Origin of the sequence: Thermoanaerobacterium butyriciformans (genome assembly GCF_017874545.1) — a bacterium.
Classification (GTDB): domain Bacteria; phylum Bacillota; class Thermoanaerobacteria; order Thermoanaerobacterales; family Thermoanaerobacteraceae; genus Thermoanaerobacterium; species Thermoanaerobacterium butyriciformans.
In genome coordinates, this window is sequence record NZ_JAGGLT010000009.1 from 72012 (window position 1) to 93800 (window position 21789).

General features: G+C 34.0%; 19 protein-coding genes. All 19 read left to right on the plus strand.

Going from position 1 to position 21789, the window contains the following annotated elements; translation table 11 throughout:
* Positions 1-108: 108 nt before the first annotated feature.
* The 19 genes from J2Z80_RS05235 (at position 109) to J2Z80_RS05325 (ending at position 21692) form a co-directional block, all read left to right on the plus strand.
* Positions 109-2811 carry a sigma-54-dependent transcriptional regulator gene (locus tag J2Z80_RS05235; RefSeq protein WP_209453446.1) on the plus strand — a complete coding sequence of 901 codons (2703 nt, stop codon included), beginning with the start codon at positions 109-111 and terminating at the stop codon, positions 2809-2811.
* A 170-nt stretch (positions 2812-2981) separates the two neighbouring features.
* A complete protein-coding gene (locus tag J2Z80_RS05240) occupies positions 2982-4232 on the plus strand; it encodes a PTS sugar transporter subunit IIC (RefSeq protein ID WP_209453447.1) in 1251 nt (416 codons plus the stop codon).
* A gap of 21 nt (positions 4233-4253) precedes the next feature.
* Complete coding sequence (locus J2Z80_RS05245; protein ID WP_209453448.1) at positions 4254-4571, plus strand: PTS sugar transporter subunit IIB; 318 nt, start codon at positions 4254-4256, stop codon at positions 4569-4571.
* Between the two features lies 1 nt (position 4572).
* The gene (locus tag J2Z80_RS05250; protein ID WP_209453449.1) at positions 4573-4905 is read left to right on the plus strand and encodes a PTS lactose/cellobiose transporter subunit IIA; all 333 of its coding nucleotides are present in this window, start codon (positions 4573-4575) and stop codon (positions 4903-4905) included.
* Complete coding sequence (locus J2Z80_RS05255; RefSeq protein WP_209453450.1) at positions 4898-6208, plus strand: 6-phospho-beta-glucosidase; 1311 nt, start codon at positions 4898-4900, stop codon at positions 6206-6208. Before J2Z80_RS05250 ends, J2Z80_RS05255 begins: the two co-directional genes overlap by 8 nt.
* 129 nt (positions 6209-6337) lie before the next feature.
* Positions 6338-7180, plus strand: coding sequence for a MurR/RpiR family transcriptional regulator (locus tag J2Z80_RS05260; protein WP_209453451.1), 843 nt, complete (start codon positions 6338-6340; stop codon positions 7178-7180).
* A gap of 11 nt (positions 7181-7191) precedes the next feature.
* Entirely contained in the window at positions 7192-7674 is a 483-nt protein-coding gene (locus J2Z80_RS05265) for a PTS sugar transporter subunit IIA (protein ID WP_209453452.1), read from the plus strand.
* 120 nt (positions 7675-7794) lie between these two features.
* The gene (locus J2Z80_RS05270; protein ID WP_209453453.1) at positions 7795-9168 is read left to right on the plus strand and encodes a PTS transporter subunit EIIC; all 1374 of its coding nucleotides are present in this window, start codon (positions 7795-7797) and stop codon (positions 9166-9168) included.
* A gap of 35 nt (positions 9169-9203) precedes the next feature.
* On the plus strand, positions 9204-10286 hold the full coding sequence (locus J2Z80_RS05275) for a DUF871 domain-containing protein (protein ID WP_209453454.1): 1083 nt from the start codon (positions 9204-9206) through the stop codon (positions 10284-10286).
* Positions 10287-10290: 4 nt separating this feature from the next.
* Positions 10291-11217 (plus strand): N-acetylmuramic acid 6-phosphate etherase, encoded by a 927-nt coding sequence (gene murQ, locus J2Z80_RS05280; protein ID WP_209453455.1) that lies wholly within the window; start codon positions 10291-10293, stop codon positions 11215-11217.
* A gap of 464 nt (positions 11218-11681) precedes the next feature.
* The gene (locus J2Z80_RS05285; RefSeq protein ID WP_209453456.1) at positions 11682-15308 is read left to right on the plus strand and encodes a 5'-nucleotidase C-terminal domain-containing protein; all 3627 of its coding nucleotides are present in this window, start codon (positions 11682-11684) and stop codon (positions 15306-15308) included.
* Between the two features lie 141 nt (positions 15309-15449).
* A complete protein-coding gene (gene dusB / locus J2Z80_RS05290) occupies positions 15450-16424 on the plus strand; it encodes a tRNA dihydrouridine synthase DusB (RefSeq protein WP_245301156.1) in 975 nt (324 codons plus the stop codon).
* 65 nt (positions 16425-16489) lie between these two features.
* On the plus strand, positions 16490-17272 hold the full coding sequence (locus J2Z80_RS05295) for a YiiX/YebB-like N1pC/P60 family cysteine hydrolase (RefSeq protein WP_209453458.1): 783 nt from the start codon (positions 16490-16492) through the stop codon (positions 17270-17272).
* Between the two features lie 108 nt (positions 17273-17380).
* Positions 17381-17569 carry a hypothetical protein gene (locus tag J2Z80_RS05300; RefSeq protein WP_014757061.1) on the plus strand — a complete coding sequence of 63 codons (189 nt, stop codon included), beginning with the start codon at positions 17381-17383 and terminating at the stop codon, positions 17567-17569.
* A gap of 163 nt (positions 17570-17732) precedes the next feature.
* Positions 17733-18590 carry a cation diffusion facilitator family transporter gene (locus J2Z80_RS05305; protein ID WP_209453459.1) on the plus strand — a complete coding sequence of 286 codons (858 nt, stop codon included), beginning with the start codon at positions 17733-17735 and terminating at the stop codon, positions 18588-18590.
* A gap of 134 nt (positions 18591-18724) precedes the next feature.
* Positions 18725-19651, plus strand: coding sequence for a hypothetical protein (locus J2Z80_RS05310; RefSeq protein ID WP_209453460.1), 927 nt, complete (start codon positions 18725-18727; stop codon positions 19649-19651).
* A gap of 2 nt (positions 19652-19653) precedes the next feature.
* Positions 19654-20238, plus strand: coding sequence for a hypothetical protein (locus tag J2Z80_RS05315; protein WP_245301157.1), 585 nt, complete (start codon positions 19654-19656; stop codon positions 20236-20238).
* A 143-nt stretch (positions 20239-20381) separates the two neighbouring features.
* A complete protein-coding gene (locus tag J2Z80_RS05320; protein ID WP_209453461.1) occupies positions 20382-21164 on the plus strand; it encodes a helix-turn-helix domain-containing protein in 783 nt (260 codons plus the stop codon).
* Positions 21165-21299: 135 nt separating this feature from the next.
* The gene (locus J2Z80_RS05325; RefSeq protein WP_209453462.1) at positions 21300-21692 is read left to right on the plus strand and encodes a hypothetical protein; all 393 of its coding nucleotides are present in this window, start codon (positions 21300-21302) and stop codon (positions 21690-21692) included.
* Positions 21693-21789 lie beyond the last annotated feature (97 nt).

The window sequence follows — 21789 nt, forward strand, 5'->3', positions numbered from 1 at the left end:
AAAGTTGCTGGGTTTTATTTTTATTAGGTTTTATAAAATTGTAAAAAATTAAAGTGTTTTGATGTGTATTGCAGTATGGTATAATAACCTTGTAGGAGGTATTTTTTTATGAAGAGAATTGATAAAGTTTACGAGAAGCTTAAAGAAATATGCTTAAGACAGCTAAAAAACGATGGTATGATAACAGGATGCTCTGCAATTGATCTATCTAACGAGCTTAATATTCATAGAGCAAATGTGTCAAGCGATCTAAATAAAATGCACAAGGATGGCAAGATAGATAAAATCGAAGGAAAGCCTGTCTTATTCAGCATAAAGCAAGATGAATTGACCAAAAATCTTAATACAATAGAAGACGACGCTTTTAAAAAGATAATTGGTTCAAATCTAAGCCTTAAAAATGCTATTCAGCAAGCAAAAGCGGCTATCATGTATCCTCCACATGGGCTTCATACATTAATATTAGGTGAAACGGGTACAGGCAAGTCGATGTTTGCGGAGACAATGTACGAATACGCCAAAGAGATAGGCAGGATCAAGACAAATGCTCCATTTGTGGCTTTTAACTGTGCTGATTATGCCAACAATCCACAGCTTCTCATGGCGCAGCTATTTGGAGTGAAAAAAGGGGCGTACACTGGTGCAGATAAAGACAAGATAGGGATAGTGGAGAAAGCGGACAAAGGAATACTATTTCTCGACGAAGTCCATAGATTGCCACCAGAAGGACAAGAGATGCTTTTTTATCTTATAGACAAAGGGATGTTCAGACACTTAGGTGAAACAGACGCACAGCATAAAGTGGATGTCCTTATAATATGTGCGACTACAGAAAATGTGGAATCAATACTTCTTAAGACTTTTACGCGACGAATCCCGATGGTGATAAATTTGCCATCATTAAAAGAAAGAACTTATGAAGAGAGATTTGAAATAATAAAGAATTTCATGATTGACGAGGCATCTATAATCAAAAACGACATATCATTAACATCAAACGCATTGAAAGCATTTCTGCTTTATGATTGTCCAAACAACATAGGGCAGCTAAAAAGCGACATAAAGCTTTGTGCGGCAAAAGCATACCTTGGATTCATGATGAATAGGGACAAAGAAGTTGTTATACACACAGAAGATCTTCCACAGTATATAAAAAGAGGGCTTTTCAAATACAAAGAGGAAAAAGATAAAATCGATAAATTTGTAAAAGACGATAAAATAATGTTTTCTATAGACAAAATGGATATCATTCCATCTGAAGATAGTAAATCATTCAACTTTTACGAAGCGCTGGAAGAGAAGCGTAAATCTCTGGAGAAAAAAGGTATAAATGAAGATGACATAAAACTCATAATGAATCTTGACATTGAAACGTATCTAAAAAGGTATATTGATGAAGCTAAAAGGTACAATTTAGAGGAACTTTATAAAGTTGTCGACAAGAGAATTGTTGATATTGTGGATAATTTTCTGAATCATGCAGGAAAAATGTTAAAAAGAGAGTTTAGTGAAAAGACACTGTATGGTCTTTCTATGCACGTTGCCAGCTCAATCGAAAGGATATCAAGCGGCAAGAAAATAGAAAACCATCAATTAGATGATATAAAAAGGATATACAAGGATGAGTTTGAAGTTTCTAAAGAGCTTAAAAAATTGATAGAGAGAGAATTTGACATAGAGGTTCCAGAAGATGAAGTAGGCTTTATAACAATGTTTTTGTGCCTTGACATAAAACAAGAAAAAGATGAAGAAAAGGTTAGCGTCATAGTTGCAATGCATGGTGAGTCTACGGCTACATCCATAGCAGATGTTTCAAATAGATTGCTGGGGGAAAATTTTGTCGTAGGGTACAATATGCCACTTGACCAGAAGCCTGAAATCGCTCTTAACAACCTATGTGACCTAATTAAGAAGACGAATAAGGGAAAAGGTGTGCTGTTATTGGTAGACATGGGTTCATTAGTTTTCTTTGGCGATATGGTGTACGAGAAGACAGGTATTCCAGTTAAGACGGTTGAAATGGCATCAACACCTATGGTATTGGAAGCAGGGAGAAAAGCATTATTAAATGCATCACTTGATGAAGTTTACGACTCTGCGCTTAATTTAAGCCCTTATATAGGAAGGATATATAAGGACAACTTTGAGATGCAAAACGGATTTAAAAATGACGTCATAATAACTGCCTGCATCACAGGTGAAGGCACAGCATTGAAATTAAAATCCATCTTAGAGAAAAAACTTGATTTAAAATCAGCAGGCATTGACATCATACCTTTAAATATAGAAGACAAAAGAGAATTTAGGCGAAAGCTACAGAATATAAAGAGAGAGAAAAACGTATTAGCAGTAGTAAGCGCATTTGACCCAGGCGATGATACAGTTAAATACATTTCAACTACTGATGTGTTTGACAATCGGAAATTGAGATCTTTAAAAGCTATGATTGATTCAAAAGACGCACTTGAAACCATAGACAACATGAAAGAGATAGTTGCAGAAAACGTAAATATTGATGCAGGAAAATACATCGATGCATTTAAAGAATTTTACCTAAATATAGCGGAAAACAACGTGACTCTCGACAACGACAAAATAATCGGCCTAATACTTCATCTTGCCTGTGCTATAGAACGTGTATTAAATGGCGGCGAATTAATACGGATCAAAAACTGTAAATCAATTATAGAAAACAACACATCAAAATACGAAATGATAAAGACCACCGTAAAACCAGTAAACGAAGCATTTAACATGGCTTTATCAGACGACGAATACGTCAGTATAATGAAAATAATTTATTCACTTTAATACATATATGTGTATTGATTACGGTTACAAATAATACAGGTTAATACAGGTTTTTTAACGATACGAAAAGCTATGAAATTCAAGCTTTTGCTATTCAAGATTGCTTTGGCACGGTATTTGCAAAAAAAGATAAGTGATGTAAAAATATATTAAATGAAGGGAGATATAATATGGATGCATTTACAAATTTCATCCAAAACATTTTAGTACCGCCATTAGTCAAAATAGGAAATGAGAAACATCTAGTAGCAATACGTAATGGATTAGCAGTAACTTTACCATTTATAATTGTGGGGAGTATATTTTTAATTGTATCTAGTTTACCGATTCCTGGTTGGGATAAAATCATCGGTAAATATAGTGATTTACTAAGCGTCCCTGTTAATGTGTCATTTGGTATACTGGCTCTGTTAACAGCAGCCGGCATAGGATTTTATTTATCAAAGGAACTAAAAGTCGATCCAATTAGTGGTGCGTTATTATCTTTAGTGGCTTTTTTGACAACTCAGATAACTGATAAATTTGCACTTGATACATCAAATTTTGGTTCTACGGGGCTTTTTACAGCTATCATTGTTCCAATTATTTCTGTGGAAGTGTTGAGGTATTTTATAAAAAAAGACATAGTTATAAAATTACCTGAAGGTGTTCCACCAGCTGTATCAAATTCTTTTGTTTCTTTATTACCAGCATCGGTTATAATTATTGCGTTGTGGATAATTAGGGCTGTTTTTGGTTTTGATATTACATCCTTTTTGCAAAAAGTATTTAGTCCATTAGTATTTGCTTTGAATTCTTTGCCTGGAATTTTTGTTTATGTTTTGCTGGTGCTATTATTTTGGACTGTAGGAATACATGGAGACAATATTATGGGTGCAATTGGGGGCCCAATATTCTTACAATTTATTACGGCTAATACAAAAGCTTTTTTAGCTCATCAGCCTATTCCATATATAACTGCACAAGGATTTGTAGACTTTTTTGTAAATGTTGGAGGCACAGGTGCTACTATAGGTTTGGTTATTTTGATGCTTTTCTCCAAAAGCAAAACTTACAAATCTTTAGGAAGATTGGCATTCCCATCAGGTATTTTTATGATAAATGAACCAATTACTTTTGGGTTTCCAATAGTGTTTAATCCAACTATTATGATACCGTATGTTGGTACAGGTTTACTATTAACAGTTACCACTTACATTTTAATGTTTTTTAATATAATCAGTAAACCAGCAATATTAGTACCGTGGACAACGCCACCAATTATCTCAGAATATTTAATAACAGGCGGTGATTGGAGAGCAGCAGTTTGGGGAGCAATTGAAATATTAATTAGTATCTTAATATATTACCCATTTTTTAAGGCGGAAGAAAAAAAGCAATTAATTTTAGAAAAAAATGAAGCTATAGAGGAGTATAATTAATATTAGGAAAAGGTGGTTTTTATGAAAATATTACTTATGTGTGGAGCAGGTATGTCGACGAGTTTGTTAGTAAAAAAGATGGAGAAACAAGCAAAAGATATGGGATATAATGATATAAGTATTGATGCTGTACCAATAGATGAATTAGAAAATTATGTAGATTTGTATGATGTGTTTTTGCTAGGACCACAAGTGAGATATATGGAGAAAAAAGCTAAAGACATAATAGAATCAAAGGGTAAAAAATGTACAACAATACCACCGCAGGTTTATGGAAGAGTAGATGGAAAAAAGACTTTAGAGATAGCATTAGATTTAGCTAAAAAAGGAGAAATTTGAAATGGAACTAGAGCAGATTGTTTTTGAAATAATTTCGCATGCTGGAAATGCACGTAGCAATTGCTTTGAAGCATTAAGGCTTTCGAAGGAAGGTAATATTGATGAAGCTTATAAATTTATAGAAAAAGCTAAAGATGAATTGATTGAAACACATAAAATACAAACAAATTTATTACAAAAAGAGGCATCTGGCGATAAACAAGAAGTTACGCTTTTATTGATGCATGCAGAGGATCATCTTATGACGGCGATCCTTGCAAAAGAATTGATAACAGAGATGATTGAAATGTATAAAGTGATAAATAATACAAAGGAGAGTTCTTTAAATGTCTAAAAGAGGTTTGAAAATAGCCACCATAGGGGGTGGGTCTAGCTATACACCTGAATTGGTGGAAGGTTTTATAAAAAGGTATGATGAGCTGCCTTTAAAAGATTTGTACCTTGTGGACATTGAGGAAGGAAAAGAAAAGTTAGAGATAGTAGGAAATCTCGCAAAGCGAATGGTGGAAAAGGCAGGTGTAGATATAAATATTCACCTGACTTTGGATAGGCGTGAAGCAATAAAAGATGCAGACTTTGTGACGACACAGTTTAGGGTTGGACTTTTAGATGCTCGAATCAGAGATGAGAAAATACCTTTAAGATATGATGTGATAGGACAGGAGACTACAGGGCCCGGTGGATTTGCAAAGGCTCAGAGGACGATACCGGTGATACTTGATATATGTAAAGATATAGAAGAATTATCTCCAAATGCGTGGCTTATAAACTTTACAAATCCTTCTGGAATCATAACAGAAACAGTTTTAAAGCATACAAATGTGAAAACAATTGGACTTTGCAATGTTCCAATAGGTATGGTATATGGTGTTGCAGAAATGCTTGATGTAGATGTAAAGCGGGTGTCAATAGATTTTGCAGGGCTTAATCATCTTGTATGGGGTACCCATGTGTATTTGGATGGTGAAGACATAACAGAGAAATTGATAGATAGCTTTGCAGGTGGCAAGTCCATGTCGATGAAGAACGTGCCTGACTTACCATGGGAGGCAGAATTTATCAAATCTCTTGGAATGTATCCGTGCCCATATCACAGGTATTATTATCTCGCAGATAAAATGTTGGAAGAAGAGAAAAGAGATGCAGCAACGATAGGGACAAGGGGTGAGCAAGTCAAAAAGCTTGAAAAAGAGCTGTTTGAATTGTACAAAGATCCAAATCTCAATGTAAAACCACCACAACTGGAGAAAAGGGGTGGAGCTCACTATTCCGATGCAGCATGTTCACTGATAAACTCAATATACAACGATAAAAAGGACATTCATGTGGTAAATGTCAAGAACAATGGTACAATTTTAGATTTGCCAAATGATGTGGTTATTGAGACAAATGCCGTAATAGATAAAAATGGTGCACATCCAATAAATATAGGGCATGTACCGACAAAGATAAGAGGTTTGATGCAATCAGTGAAAGCGTACGAGGAATTGACAATAGAAGCTGGTGTGACAGGAGATTACTATACTGCACTTCAAGCCTTAACAATACATCCGCTTGTACCATCTGCGACAGTAGCTAAAAAAATTTTGGACGACATTATCAGAGAAAACATAGATTATTTGCCACAATATAGATAAGCAAAAAAGCCGGATTTTCCGGCTTTTTGTAGATATTTCATGAAACTAAATTACAGAATAATAAAATATACTTGAAATTTTATTTCACATGTAATATAATTATAAATAGAAAGAGGTGAAAACATTAACATGGCAGGAGATATAGAAAAAATTAAAGCAGTTATAAATAATTTAAAGCCTTCAGAAAAGAAAATTGCAGAGTATATAATAGAAAATGCTGATAAAATTTCAGAACTATCTATAGGTGAACTTTCAAAAAATAGCGGCACAAGCGAGGCAAGTGTTGTAAGATTTTGCAAAAATCTTGGATACAAAGGTTATCAAGATCTTAAAATAAAGATTTCAGCAGATTATACGTATAAGACAAAAAGCATTCAAGGTTTTGTAAATATAAACGATGATATAAATTCTATTGTTGTTAAAATATCAAAGAATAACATGCAGTCAATAGAAAAGACAATGGATATGCTGGATAGAGATGAACTGCAAAAAGCTGCTGATGCCATATTAAATGCCAATAAAATAGATATTTATGGTGTTGGAGCATCTGCTATTGTTGCGCAAGATATGTTACAGAAATTTATGAGAATAAATAAATCATGCACAGCTTACAGCGATTCTCACATGCAACTTGCATCTGCTGCAAATCTAAGCAATGGGGATGTTGCGGTAGGAATATCTTATTCCGGTGAGACAATGGATACTGTAGATGCCTTGAAAATAGCGAAAAATTCAGGTGCTACGACAATTTGCATCACGAGATTTGGTAATTCATCCATAACTAATGTTTCAGACATCAAACTTTTCGTATATTCTACAGAAGCGATTTTTAGAAGTGGTGCAATGGCATCACGTATAGCACAATTAAATGTCATAGATATACTGTTTTCTATAATTGCTTGTAGAAAATATGAAGATATAATTAAGTATTTGGAAAATACAAGTGAAGCTGTTTCGTCTAGAAAATATTGAAGGAGGATTTTATGTTAAATATATTCAGAAAAAGTTGTAAAACGTTATTGATAAAAGCACCAGTTGATGGAGAGATAGTAGATATAGTGGAAGTTCCTGATGAAGTATTTGCTCAGAAGCTTGTAGGTGATGGAGTTGCGGTAAATCCTAAATCGGATATTTTTGTATCACCAGTTGATGGTATTATAACAACTGTGTTTCCGACAAAGCACGCAATAGGCATCAAGACAATAGAAGGAATCGAGATAATGATACATGTTGGTGTGGATACTGTAAAATTAAACGGAGAAGGGTTTACGACATTTATAAATGAAGGCGATAAAGTAAAAGTCGGAGATAAATTATTGCAAATAAATAAATTGATTTTAGAATCAAAAGCAAAATCTCTCATATCGCCAATCATCATAACAAACATAGAGCGAATCAAAGAGATGAATAAAATTGTTGGTACTGTAACTGCTGGAGAGACAGATATCATAGAAGCAGTTATTTAATTGCTTAAGTGTGAATTAAATTTTCATAAATATAATTTATTTATGAAATAATGCAACATGAAAGGAGGATAGAAAAGTATATCAAGCTTTCAAAGATAAAAAAGAAAAGGAGGATGAAAAATGTCAAGAGAAAAAGACATAGCTGAAAGCATCATCAGGGAATTGGGTGGCAAAGAAAATGTCGTATCAATCACTAATTGTATGACAAGATTAAGAGTGTTGGCAAAGGATTATGACAAAATCAATTATGAAGCACTTAAAAAAGTCGATGGCGTCATTAAAGTCAACGAAGAAGGAGGAGAGTTACAGATTATTTTGGGACCAGGATTAGTGTCAAAAGTAGCAGGCGAGGCGTCTAAAAAAATAGGAATTAAATTGGGAGATGCACAAGAAATCAAAGCCGCAATAAATGAAAAAAACAAAACCCCCTTTAAACTTCTTTTAAGAAGAATCGCCAGCATATTTATTCCTTTGATTCCGGGATTAATAGGTGGCGGATTGATACTTGGCATAACCAATGTTGCTACAAAGTTTAATTGGATAGCTGATAAAAATTTGCTGGCTATGCTAAGTTTGTTTGGAAGCACAATTTTTACTTACATGGGTATCATGATAGGAATGAATACTGCTAAAGAATTTGGAGGTTCACCGACGCTTGGTGGTATACTTGCAGGTATCATCTATAATCCTGTTTTGGCAGATATAAAAATTGGCGGCAGTGCACTTGTTGTCGGCAGAGGTGGAATTATCTCGGTATTAATTGCAGCCGCATTTGCAAGTTGGCTTGAAAAAAATATTAGGAAAAGAATGCCAAACAGTATAGAATTACTTGCGACACCTCTATTGACAATTTTGATAGCAGGCTTTGCAACGCTTTACGTATTGCAGCCACTTGGTGGTTTTATAGCTGATGCCATAGGCAAAGCTGTGACAGTTGCGATTGCCGGTAAAGCTGGTGTGTTTACAGGATTTATACTTGCTGGTACTTTCTTACCGTTGGTTATGACAGGCTTACATCAGGGGCTTACGCCTATACACATGCAGCTTATTCAATCTACAGGTGTTACAATATTGCTTCCAATTTTAGCAATGGCAGGTGCTGGGCAAGTTGGTGCAGCAATTGCAGTATATGTCAAAACAAAAAGCAAACAGCTTAAAAAGATTATAGAAGGTTCAATACTTGTTGTAATTTTAGGTATTGGTGAACCACTTATTTACGGTGTTACTTTACCTCTTGGACGACCATTTATAGGAGCATGTATTGGGGCAGCTTTCGGAGGTGCATTTGAAGCATTAAAAGTTGTAGGCGCAAGAGGATTAGGAATATCTGGTATACCTCTTGCTGCTTTAATAGAACCAAATAAAATAATTTATTATATCATCGGTTTAATTATATCATATATTGCAGGATTTATAGCAACTTATTTGTTGGGATTTGAAGATCCAGTAGATGAAGAGATAAAAGATACTCAACCATTTAGTTTTGATGCATAAAAAGGGGCGTTTTGCCCCTTTAAGGAGTTGATTGTATGGCATTTGGCGTATCTGTTTATACTACGGATGACTTTTCAAGTCAAAAAAATAAAGAGTATATTAAAACGGCAAAAGGTTTGGGTATATGTTCTGTATTTACATCAATGCATATTCCGGAGATAGAATATGAAAGAAAAATAAATGAGATTAAAGATTTAGTGGAGTATATTAAATTATTAGACATGAAACTTACAATAGATATTTCACCTGTTACTATGAATATATTAGGTTCTTCATCAAACAACCTTAAATCATTTTATGAATTAGGAATAGATTGTTTGAGACTTGATTATGGGTTTACAATAGATGAAATTGCGGAAATGACTAAAAATAAATACGGTATAAAAATCGAATTAAATGCAAGCACGATAACAAAACAACAAATAAATGATTTGATATATAGGAATGCCGATTTGAGAAATTTAAGTGCTTGTCACAACTTTTATCCTAAACCATATACAGGACTTTCCTATGAATTTTTTAGAGAAAAAACTTTGATGATAAAAAGTTATGGACTTAAAGTTTCAGCATTTATTCCATCTCAGAAAGGCAAACGAGGTCCAATATATGAAGGATTGCCTACTCTTGAAGTTCATAGAAATATGAAGCCAGATATATCAGCAAGACATTTAATCTATTCAGGAATTGATGATGTATATTTTGGAGATGCATATGCATCCTTTGATGAGATAAGTGATGTTACGTCAGTCGATAAAGATGTGATTGAATTAAAAATTGATTTAGTTAATGACGTTACAGATTGTGAAAAAGATTTGATTTTTAATTGTATCCATACAAATAGAATTGACTCATCGGAATATATTGTAAGATCGGAAGAATCCAGAGGATATGCAAAGATCGGCAAGGAAATAAAAGCTCATAACTGTATTGATAGAAAAAAATACAGTGTAACAATAGATAATGAAAATTTTAAAAGGTATTCTGGAGAGCTAAATATCTGCTTGATTGATTTACCTAAAGATGAAAGGGTAAATGTAGTAGGACATATAGTTGAAGAAGAGTCTATTCTGGCCGATTTAGTCAAACCAGGCGTGAAATTCAGATTTAGAAAGGGCTGATATTATGAACTTAGAAGCATTAATGACAGAAGGTAGAAATCCAAATACGGTTGATATAGATAGGTTAAGTACAGAGAATATGCTAAGAAAAATAAACGAGGAAGACAAAAAAGTTCCGATGGCTGTAGAAAAAGAAATATCAAATATTGCAAAGGCTATAGATATTGCAGCGGAAAGATTAAAAAAAGGCGGCAGGCTTATATATATTGGCGCTGGTACAAGTGGCAGGCTTGGAATACTTGATGCTTCTGAATGCCCTCCTACATTTGGCGTATCTCCAGAAATGGTGCAGGGAATAATCGCAGGTGGAGATACGGCTATAAGAAAAGCTGTTGAAGGTGCAGAAGATAATATAGAACTTGGTAGATTGGACTTGATTGAAAGAAATTTATCCAACAATGATGTTGTGGTAGGAATTGCGGCGAGTGGAAGAACGCCTTATGTTTTAGGAGCACTTCATTATGCTAAAGAAATTGGAGCAGCGACAATAGGCATATCGTGTAATCCAAACTCTGAGATGAAAAATTTAGTTGATGTAATGATAGCACCTGTTGTTGGACCTGAAGTTATTATGGGTTCCACTCGAATGAAAGCAGGAACTGCTCAGAAGCTTGTATTAAATATGATTTCTACTGGCGTCATGATAAAGATTGGTAAGGTGTACAGCAATTTGATGGTTGATGTACAGGCGACGAACGAGAAATTAATTCACAGGGCAAAGCGAATAGTTAAACTTGCAACAGGAGCTGATGACGTTGCTATTGAGAAGATATTAGATGAGACAGATTATGATGTTAAATTAACTATACTAATGATACTTACAGGCCTTGAAAAATCTGAAGCTCAGGAACTTTTGGAAAAGGCAGGAGGTCATATAGAAAAAGCGTTGAAAGAAAATAGGATGAAAAGAAATTCTACTATCAATGCATAGTGCAAATATGATGTATAGCGTTGTTTTTTGGCTGAAGAAAATTTTTCTTCAGCTTTTATAATTCATAGCAAATTGGAATAATTTTTTAATATTGAGAGGATTTTTGAGATACATGTACATAAATTTTGGATAAAGGCAAATTTTGGAGTTTGTAATTGTTTTAGTAAAGATATAAAATTATATTAAAGTTGTCTGACATCTGATATATTACAATTAAATATTTAACACAAATTCAAGCTTTACATGATTTTAACACACACTTAATAATCACTTTATAATAGTCTGTTATATTAATCTTGTGAGAAGTTGCACCAATCATCAATGCAGCTAAAATTTCATTGACTTTAGGTTAACGTGCATCTGATTTATTCCATGCATCAGTGTTTAAACGAATATGACATAAGGGGGGGATTGTGTTTATACTCAAAAATATTTCAAATAATAAGATAAGTAGGAGGGTTTATATGTTTAAAGGTAGAGGCAAAGTTTTAAGTATCATTTTGACATTTGTGATGGTATTTGGCATGGCATTTTCAAGTATGCCTCAGATATCATATGCAGCTACGTCAAAAACATTTGACTTTGTGGAAGTCACTGATTTCCATGGATATCTGCAAGCATCAGGCAAATTAAGCGATGGAACGCCTATCACTCAGGAGAGAGGATCGGTACTGGCAAAAAGGATAAAGGACATAAAAGCAGCAAATCCTGATACTGTCGTACTATCTGGCGGAGATATGTTCCAGGGTACGCCTCTTTCAAACGTTTTAAAAGGTCAGCCTGTTATCGACATGATGAAAAGCATAGGTTTTGATGCCATGGCATTAGGAAATCACGAGTACGACTGGGGTATTAATTCTGTCATCGATACAAGCAGCGCAGTCTTAAAAGGTTCTACAATACCTGTTTTAGCAGCTAATGTATACGACAAAACCACAGGCAAACCTGTAAGTTATACGAAACCGTACGTTGTAATTGAAAGAGATGGAGTAAAGATCGGCATCATCGGCATTGTTGATAACAAAGAATTTCCGTCTATAATTTTGCCATCTCTCATAAGCAATGTAGATTTTAAAGATCCTGTGCCAATTGTAAATAATCTTGCACAGCAGTTGAGAAATGATGGTGCACAGATTGTAGTCGTCTTGGCACACATGGGAGCTACGACTGATAAGAATACAGGTGAGACAACAGGCAATCTCATTGATTTTGCAAAGAGCGTAAAAGGCGTAGACGCCATATTTGGCGGACATACCCATACGATCGTCACAACCAGAGTGAATGGAATACCTGTAGGTGTTGCAAATAATGCAGGTATGGGCTTTATCGATCTTAAAATAACAGTAAATAGTGATGGCACTGTAAATACAGGAGATATGGTTTACAATGATGATTACAGCTATTACAATACGAAAACACCGATAGTTGATGAAGATGTTCAAAGTATAGTCGATAAAGCCATACAAGATGCTGGACCACTATTTAGCCAAGTAATTGGCACTGCAGATGTAGATTTGACGAGAACTCAAAGTGCAAATCCTTTTGGAGATTCGATTTTAGGAAATTGGACGTCAGAAGTCGTTAAAGATGCTGTAAATGCAGATTTTGCTTTTGGAAACAATGGTGGACTTAGAACTGACGTATTAAAAGGCGATATCACTGTTGGAACAATGTATACGTTGATGCCATTTGACAATACCATTGTCACAGTAAGCATGACTGGTGCAGAGATTAAGAAGGTATTGGAACAAGCTGTTCAGGATGGTGGCAAAGGGATTCAGGTTGCAGGTCTTTCATTTAAGTATGATCCGAATAAGCCATCTATGAATAGAGTATTTGACATGAAGAAATCTGATGGAACACCGATAGACATGAATGCAAGATATCTTGTAGCAACGAATAATTTCATGGGAACTGGCGGAGATGGTTTTACAGAATTTACTGATCCCGATGTGCAGAAATCTTACATAGATACGCAGAAATTGGTGAGAGATGCATTTATCGATGCTGTAAAAGCACAAGGTCATATAACAGCAAAGATAGACAATAGGATATCTCCAGCCACAATGATAGATTCTAATGAGACGACTATAACAGTTTTAGCCACATCTGACGTGCATGGGAATTTGGTGCCATGGGATTACAGCAGTGCAAAAGAAGCTAATCAGGGCCTTGCGAAGGTAGCAGGTTATGTTGACAAAGTAAGATCTGAAAATCCCAATGTCGTATTAATAGACAATGGCGATACGATTCAGGGTACGCCACTTTCATACTACTATGATAAAATTGACACGAAGTCTGAATATCCGATGGCAAAAGCCATGGGTGCTATGCACTACGATACGTGGACGTTAGGCAACCATGAATTCAATTATGGTTTGGATGTCTTAAACAGGGTAATCGCTGATATGGAAAAAGAAAATATCCATGTCTTGTCTGCAAACACTTACAAAGATGATGGCACCAACTTTGTAGAGCCGTACTACATCAAGACGATAACTACGCCTATGGGCGATGTGAAAGTAGGCATATTAGGACTTACTACAAAAGAAATCCCTTCATGGGAAGACAAGGCACATTATGCAGGGCTCAAATTTAATGATCTTGTAGAAGAAGCAAATAAATGGGTGCCTAAAGTGAGAGCCGCAGGAGCAGATATAGTTGTCGTTGCTATGCACTCTGGTGAGGAAAGCCCATCAGATACTATACCGGAAAATCAGGTAAAAGCTGTAGCTCAAGGCGTAAATGGTATAGATGCGATAATAGCTGGCCATACACATGCTGTAATACAAATGGATACATTTAAAAATCCGGAAGGCAAAGATGTGATAGTGACAGAGCCTGGCAAATGGGGGCAATACGTTTCAAGGATAGATTTCAACTTATCTAAAGATGAAAACGGAAAATGGGTAATCGACAGTAAGACAAGCAAAGCTGTTGCGATGGACAGTTCAGTACAACCTGATGAAAACATAATGCAGCTTGCAGAGCCATATCAAGAAGCTACTCTTAAATACGTAGGAACAAAGATAGGTACAGCTTCTGGTGACTTCTTAGGAAAAGATCAATTGACAAAAGAAACGGCTTTGATGGATCTTATAAACAAGGTGCAAAAATACTATGCAAAGACAGATCTTTCAATTGCCGCGCCGTTAAGCAGCACTGCACAGATATTAAAAGGCGATGTCACAATACAAGACATGATGAGCGTATATGTGTATGAAAATTATTTGTACGGAATAAAGATGACTGGCAAACAGTTAAAGGATTGGATGGAATGGTCTGCCCGTTATTATCAGCAGGTTAAATCTCCAGATGATCCTATAACAAAAGATAAGACCCTCAATATACCGGATTACAACCTTGATCAGCTTTATGGAGCAAGTTACACGATAGACCTTACACAGCCTGTTGGAAACAGGATAAAGAATCTTACGGTAAATGGCAAACCAGTAAAAGACGACGATGTATTTACAGTTGCAATAAATAACTACAGATTTAATGGCGGCGGAGGTTTCATGAAGGCAGCCGGAATTACAAATCCTGTTGTTGTCTTTGACTCAGCTAAAGCTTATGGTGACGATGGACAGGTAAGAAACTTGATGATAAGCTATATAAAGGTGAAAGGCACTATAGATCCTGTTGTCGACAACTACTGGACAATATCTAAGACACCAGTTTCAGAAGGAAATATTATAAGCAAAGGTATTGTCACAGCGTCAGCTTTAAATGTGCGTTTAGGCGCTGGAACAAATTACAAAGTGATAGACATATTAAGGGCTGGTCAATCCATTGATATAGTAGGGGAAAATAATGGATGGTACAAGATTGACTACAATGGAAAGACGGGTTATGTATACAGTAAGTATGTAGCTTCGTCCCCAGATTTATCAAATGTATCCGTATTGAAAGTGGTGAAGGTGACTGCTAAAGACGGGCTTAATGTCAGAGTGAACAATTCCATAAATGCGTTAAAAATAGGAGCAATACCGTATGGATATGAATTAAAAGTAGTCGGCGAATACGACGGATGGTATAAAGTCCAGTATAACGGCGCGTACGGATTTGTTTACGCAAAGTACACAAAATAGAAAGATAAAGTTAATGAAAGGGAAGGCTGTATGATGGCAGCTTTCCCTTTTGTCATACATAAATAGTATAAAAGGCAGTTGGATAGAGACAAATATAATGATAGAATATAGATGATTTATTATAGTGATTGTAAGAAGGGAATGAAGAGGAAGTTGTACATAGGAGATGTAGAAATCAAAAACAATGTTTTTTTGGCACCTATGGCAGGTGTTACAGATAAGCCTTACAGGCGTATATGCAGTGAGATGGAATGTGGATTTGCATACACAGAAATGGTCAGTGCTAAAGGCCTTTACCATGGAAGCGAGAATACAGAATTTCTTACAGACATAGATGATGATGAAAATGTGGCATTGCAGATATTTGGTTCTGATCCTTATATAATAGGTGAGATTGCAAAGAGATTAAATGCGTCAAATGCAAAGACAATAGACATAAACATGGGATGTCCGACGCCTAAAATAGTGAAAAACGGCGATGGTTCAGCTTTAATGCTTAAACCGGAATTGGCGGAAAGTGTAATTAAAGCTGTGGTAAAAAATTCGTCAAAGCCTGTAACTATAAAGATAAGGAAAGGATGGGACGATGCTCATGTAAATGCTGTTGAGATTGCTAAAATGTCTGAAAATTGCGGCGTAAAAGCTGTGGCTGTTCACGGTAGGACGAGAGAGCAGTTTTACTCAGGTCGTGCTGATTGGGACATAATAAAAAAAGTGAAGGATAATTTAAAAATACCCGTAATAGGAAATGGAGATGTCTTTTCGCCGGATGACGCAAAAAGGATGATAGATGAGACAGGCTGTGACGCAGTAATGGTTGGCAGGGGCGCAGAAGGAAATCCGTGGATTTTCAAAAGAATACATCATTATCTAAGCACAGGCGAAATTTTGCCAGAGCCGACTGTAAGTGAAAAGATTGACATGATTTTAAAGCACCTTGACATGATGATAGAATACAAAGGTGAACAAATAGGAATATTGGAGATGAGAAAGCATATAGCATGGTATCTTAAAGGTATCCGCGGTGCATCTAAAATAAAACAGATGGTATTTACCATGTCTTACTATAAAGAAGTCAAAGAGCTTTTGATTAGCATTAAAAGACAATTTGAATAATGTAAAAAATACATGCACAAAACCCTTCTATAATAGCATAGACTAAAAAGAAGGGGGATTTGGAAATGCTCATATTGCCTAACAATAAATACCTATCAAGTAATAATGAATTGCAAAAACAAGTTGAAATATCTGGCGTTAGCATTGAGGAGTTTAATTTCAAGGAAAATTTAAAGAAAAAAAGCCTCTTTAAAAAAGAGGACTTTTATAAAAGGTTTCTCACTTTAAATGGAGCTATTATGATATCAAAACCGTTTGAAACTGGAGAAGTAAATAAATTCTATGTAAGTTTATACGATTTAATTAAAAACATCAATTCAGAAGAAGTATTTGGCGTCAAGTTTCCTTCGAGAAGCAGTGAAAAGACAGTCTATAAAAACAGCATATCATTTGACAAGTTTACGATAGGAGACATAATAGTAGCAACAAGCCAGGGTTTTCACGTGCAAGGTGCGATAAGACATGCTGCGATATTTGACAGCAGGAGATATCATGGAAGCATCGATGATAAATGCCTATTGACAGCGGAACCAGACCAAGGTGTGATTTATGAGACAATAAGATTTTACAGAGAAAATTTCAGCGAGGCGTGGGGGCTGACAGTCCCAAAGGCTACAATAGAAGAAAGAGTAAAAGCCGTTGATGAAGTATCCAAATTTGTCGGAAAACCTTACAGTTGGAGGGCTGACAAAAACGATGATGAAAACTGGTATTGCTCAAAAGTCCCATGGGCCGCATACAAAAAATCATCAGGAATAGACATAGACGGAAATGGAGGCTTTTGGGTGCTGCCAATTGACATCTTTATATCAAAAGAAACAGAAGTATTTGAGTATTCTAATTCATAAGGCAGGATTTTAACCTGCCCTTTAAAATGCAATTGAATGTTATAACTTTGTAATGTATAATTTAGGAAATCGTAATTTTATTTTATTATTGTAATAGGGGGATGTTTAATGGATCGCGATAAGTGGAAATTCAGGATCGGTGGAGCGCTTTTAATATTGGTGGGACTATGGAATGTGTTTGGGTTTGTGATTACAATAGAATTTGGCAAATTTTCTTTTGGCATAAATGATATAGGAGATATCATTATCACCATATTGATGCTATATTTAGGATATATAATGGTGAGATACAGTTGATTAATTTCCAGCATCATTATAAAAAGCAATAAAATGGAATAATAGTTATTATCAATTGATTTTGAAATTCAATACTTTAAATCAAAAATTATTGCATATTTTCAGCCGTTAAGCTATAATATATACCAATAATAAAGTTTCAATTGATAATATGGAGGATATCATGAATAAACAAAACTCAGCTTTGCTTTCAGTGATTTCTAATAGTGCATTAATAGTTATAAAATTATTGGCAGGAATACTAATGCATTCAGTAAGTGTAATTTCTGAAGCTATACATTCTTCTATTGATTTAATTGCCAGTTTAATTGCTTTTTTATCTATACGAGTAGCAGTAAAACCGGCAGATGAAGATCATCCTTTTGGACACAGCAAATATGAGAATATTTCTGGATTTGTGGAAGCTATCTTAATTTTTTTTGCAGCTATATTAATCATATATGAGGCAGTGCGAAGAATAGTAACAGGTACTTATGTAGAAAATTTGGGAACTGGAATTATTGTGATGCTTTTTGCATCTTTTGTAAATGCAGTAGTATCATATTTTTTATTTAATGTAGCAAAAAAAGAAGATTCTATTGCCTTAAAGGCAGATGCAATGCATCTTTTGACTGATGTATTTACTTCTTTAGGAGTTACAATAGGACTTGTTATTATAAAAATTACTAAATTGGGTATTTTAGATCCAATCATAGCTATTTTTGTTGCAATGCTTATTATAAAAGCGTCAATTGGACTGACAAGAGAAGCATTAAAAGATTTAACAGATACCAGTCTTCCAGAAAAGGAAGTTAAAGAAATAGAGAATATTATAAAATCAAATTTTGAAATTACAAGTTTTCATAAATTAAGAACGAGAAAATCAGGGCCTCGAAGAGAGATAGACGTTCATTTGCGAGTAGACAAAGATTACAGCATAGTAGAAGCTCATGAACTGTCACATAAAGTTTCAAAGCAGATAGTGGATAAATTTCCGGATTCCCATGTGATAATTCACATAGAGCCTGAAGGAAAGAAATAAAATGAGATAAAAAAAGCAGGGATTCAAACTGCTTTTTAAAATGCAATTGAATGTTAATAGCCTTAATAAACTTTTTTATTTTAAAAAATTTTTTATAAAAAACTGTAACAAATTCCTTAGAAATTTGTCTTATATTGAGAGAGAGCAAGTTGCAAGATAAATTTGGTCCAATTGATAAATATTGCAAACATGGGAAGGATGTGATTGCAATAAAAAAGAAAATATCAATATTTGTAATTATCCTCATGAGCATAATAATCTTCATAGTTTTACTCAGTGTATTTCAATATTATAAAAGCTTTTATGGATTAAAAGGTGAAATCATGCTTATGGAAGGTGAAGCTCCATCATTTCCCGTTTTAATATACGATATTAAAAATAACAAAAAATATGAAATCAGGAATATATTTTACGATGTCCAGTATGATGCAAATAATGGAAATAACTTGATTGCTGTCATTAATAATGAAATTTATAAGATAAATGAATATCAGCGTACAGATTTTGCAAACAGACAACTATTATATACAGGAGAAAACGTCCGTTATCCTAAATTTGTTCCAGATAAAAACGCTATTAGTTTTACACAAAAAGATAAATTGACTTATTATGATCTGGATGCAAAAAAATCAATTGTCATTGCAAAGCTTTTGCTTCCCGGATACGATTGGCTCGATTCAGATACGGTTTTATTTACGGAGGTAGATAGTAGTGGGAGTTTAAATATTATGGCATATAAAATAAGCAATAACAAAACTTATGTTTTTAAAAAAGATGCATCTTATCCATCACTATCATATAATAAAAAGTTTTTAGCGTATCAAAGAGGAAATGTCAGAAATGTAGTGTATATAGAAGAGATTAATGGAAGTCACCGCAAATCTGTAAGGGTAAATTCTATCGGTCTTCTTCCTTATAAGCCTTCATCTGATGGAAACTACTTGATAGGAGCAATGTACTATGCGGGTCATGCAGATGTCGTTATTATAAATGTGACTAATAACAAAATCAGAAAGATCTTTCCCGGCATTTTTCCATCTGTTTTAGATTGGAAAGAATGATAATGGATTTAAATGGAAGATGGGTGATATTAGTGAATAGTTTAATTCGAAATAATAAATACATTATCCATATAACTCTATTGGCTATTTATATTTTATGGATATTGAACTTAGATTACTTTTATCCTTTTATAAGATTTAAGTCTTTAAGATTAAACGATATTTTTTCTTTGTGTATTCAGATAATTCCATTAATGCTGTTAATAAATGGCTTTAGATTTAAACATATTTCTGCAAAGATAGTGAATAGTGTGATTTCAATAATATTAATGTTGATAAGTGCAACAATTGCAGCCATTATTTTATTTGCCACTATTACTCTTAATGTAAATGAGGCGTTTATGCCAATTCACAATATTAGGTTTGAATCAAGCTCCGTTATAGTTTATAGATCAAATTACGGTGCAACTACGGATTTTGGAATAACAGTTAGGCAGGAAAAAGAAATCATAAAAGGTGTTTTGCTTGTTAAAAATTTACTTCGTAAAGATCATGTTTATGATATTTCAGTAAAGAAATTAGATAATAATGCGGTGGAATTAATGGGTGAAAAAATATATTTAAAGCGAAATGTGTATTTCCCATAAATTTTTGTTAGATGATTGCAAATATGTTAAGGAGGCTTTCTTGTTGAATAAACTATTTTTTTATAAAAAAACTGTAACAAATTCCTTAAAAAATTGTCTTATATTATGAAAGAATAAATTTGTAAGTTTTACGGGGGATTTATATGGGAAATATGCAAATATATGATGAAATACTTTATTCATATAAAAGATGCGTAAAAGCAGGGCTTACAAGTTCGACGACGGATCCTGCAATAATTTCAAGAGGAAATGATTTGCAAATCAGATTAAACAAAAATATGACATTAATTGAGACATTTAAAAATGTTGTTGGCAATATTTTAAGGAGCTTAAAGGGTAAATACATATTTTTATTAACTGATGATGAAGGATATCTTTTGGATACGATGTGTCATGAGAAAATCCTATGTCACATCAATTTTGACTGTTCAATTGGCATATCTTTTAAAGAAGAAGCCATAGGTACAAATGCCATATCAATGGCGATGAAACTAAAAAGATTAGTATATTTGGAACCCAAGTATCATTATTGTGACATTCTAAAAAAATGGAATTGCATTGCTGCTCCAATAATTGTAGATGAAAAAATAATAGGATATTTAGATGTTTCAACGATAGAAAGAGACATGACAGAAGAAATGAATGTGGTTGTCGAATTGCTTTCAGATAAAATTGCTAATGAATATAAAAACTGTTTAAAGAATTCTGAACTAGTAAACAAAAATATAGATTTTACAGACAAACAAATAAAAATATTGATAATGCTTGCAAAAGGCTATAAAGAATTGACAATATCAAGAGAACTTGGGATTAAACCAGTTACCGTAAAATATCATAAGAAGAAAATAATTGAGAAACTTTGTGTAAAAAGCATTCAAGAAGCAATAGTAAAGGCAACAAAGTTAAATTTAATAGATATTGATTAAACCAGACTATATCTTTGTATAGTTTTTTGGTTTTTATGTAAAAACTATACAAAGATATAGTAGACATTGGAAATTTATCATTGTAAAATGAATTTAAAGAATTGATTAAATATTTAATGTTAGGAGGAGATTAAAGTGAAAAACAAAAATTTTGTAATTGTTTTTGTTATAATGTTACTTATTTTTTTGTTTAGCAATATACCAGTTTTTGCATTAACATATTCAATGCATTGTTATGATTGGCAAGGTGGTTATTGTGATGGTAAAGCAAATGGAAAAACATATAGTTTGAATGCCGGTAATGTTAGATTAGATTCTTATGCGAAAATAACATGGGTTCCATCGAACTCAAAAACTACAACGGAAAAATATACAATAGCATTAATGAAAGATAATTGGTGGGGAAAATCTAATCAGGGAACACGTACACAAACAGCGTCAATTAATGGTACAAAAAATGTTGCTACATGGAGCATTTCTTCAAGTGGTACATACTATTTTTACTATGAAAACTTATTATATAAGTAGCCAAAAAAGCGCAGACTTCCCCTACAGCTTTTAAAATAGACTTTAAAGGAAATTAATGGATATATTTATGTTTGTTGTGTGGCAATTTCAGGTTTCC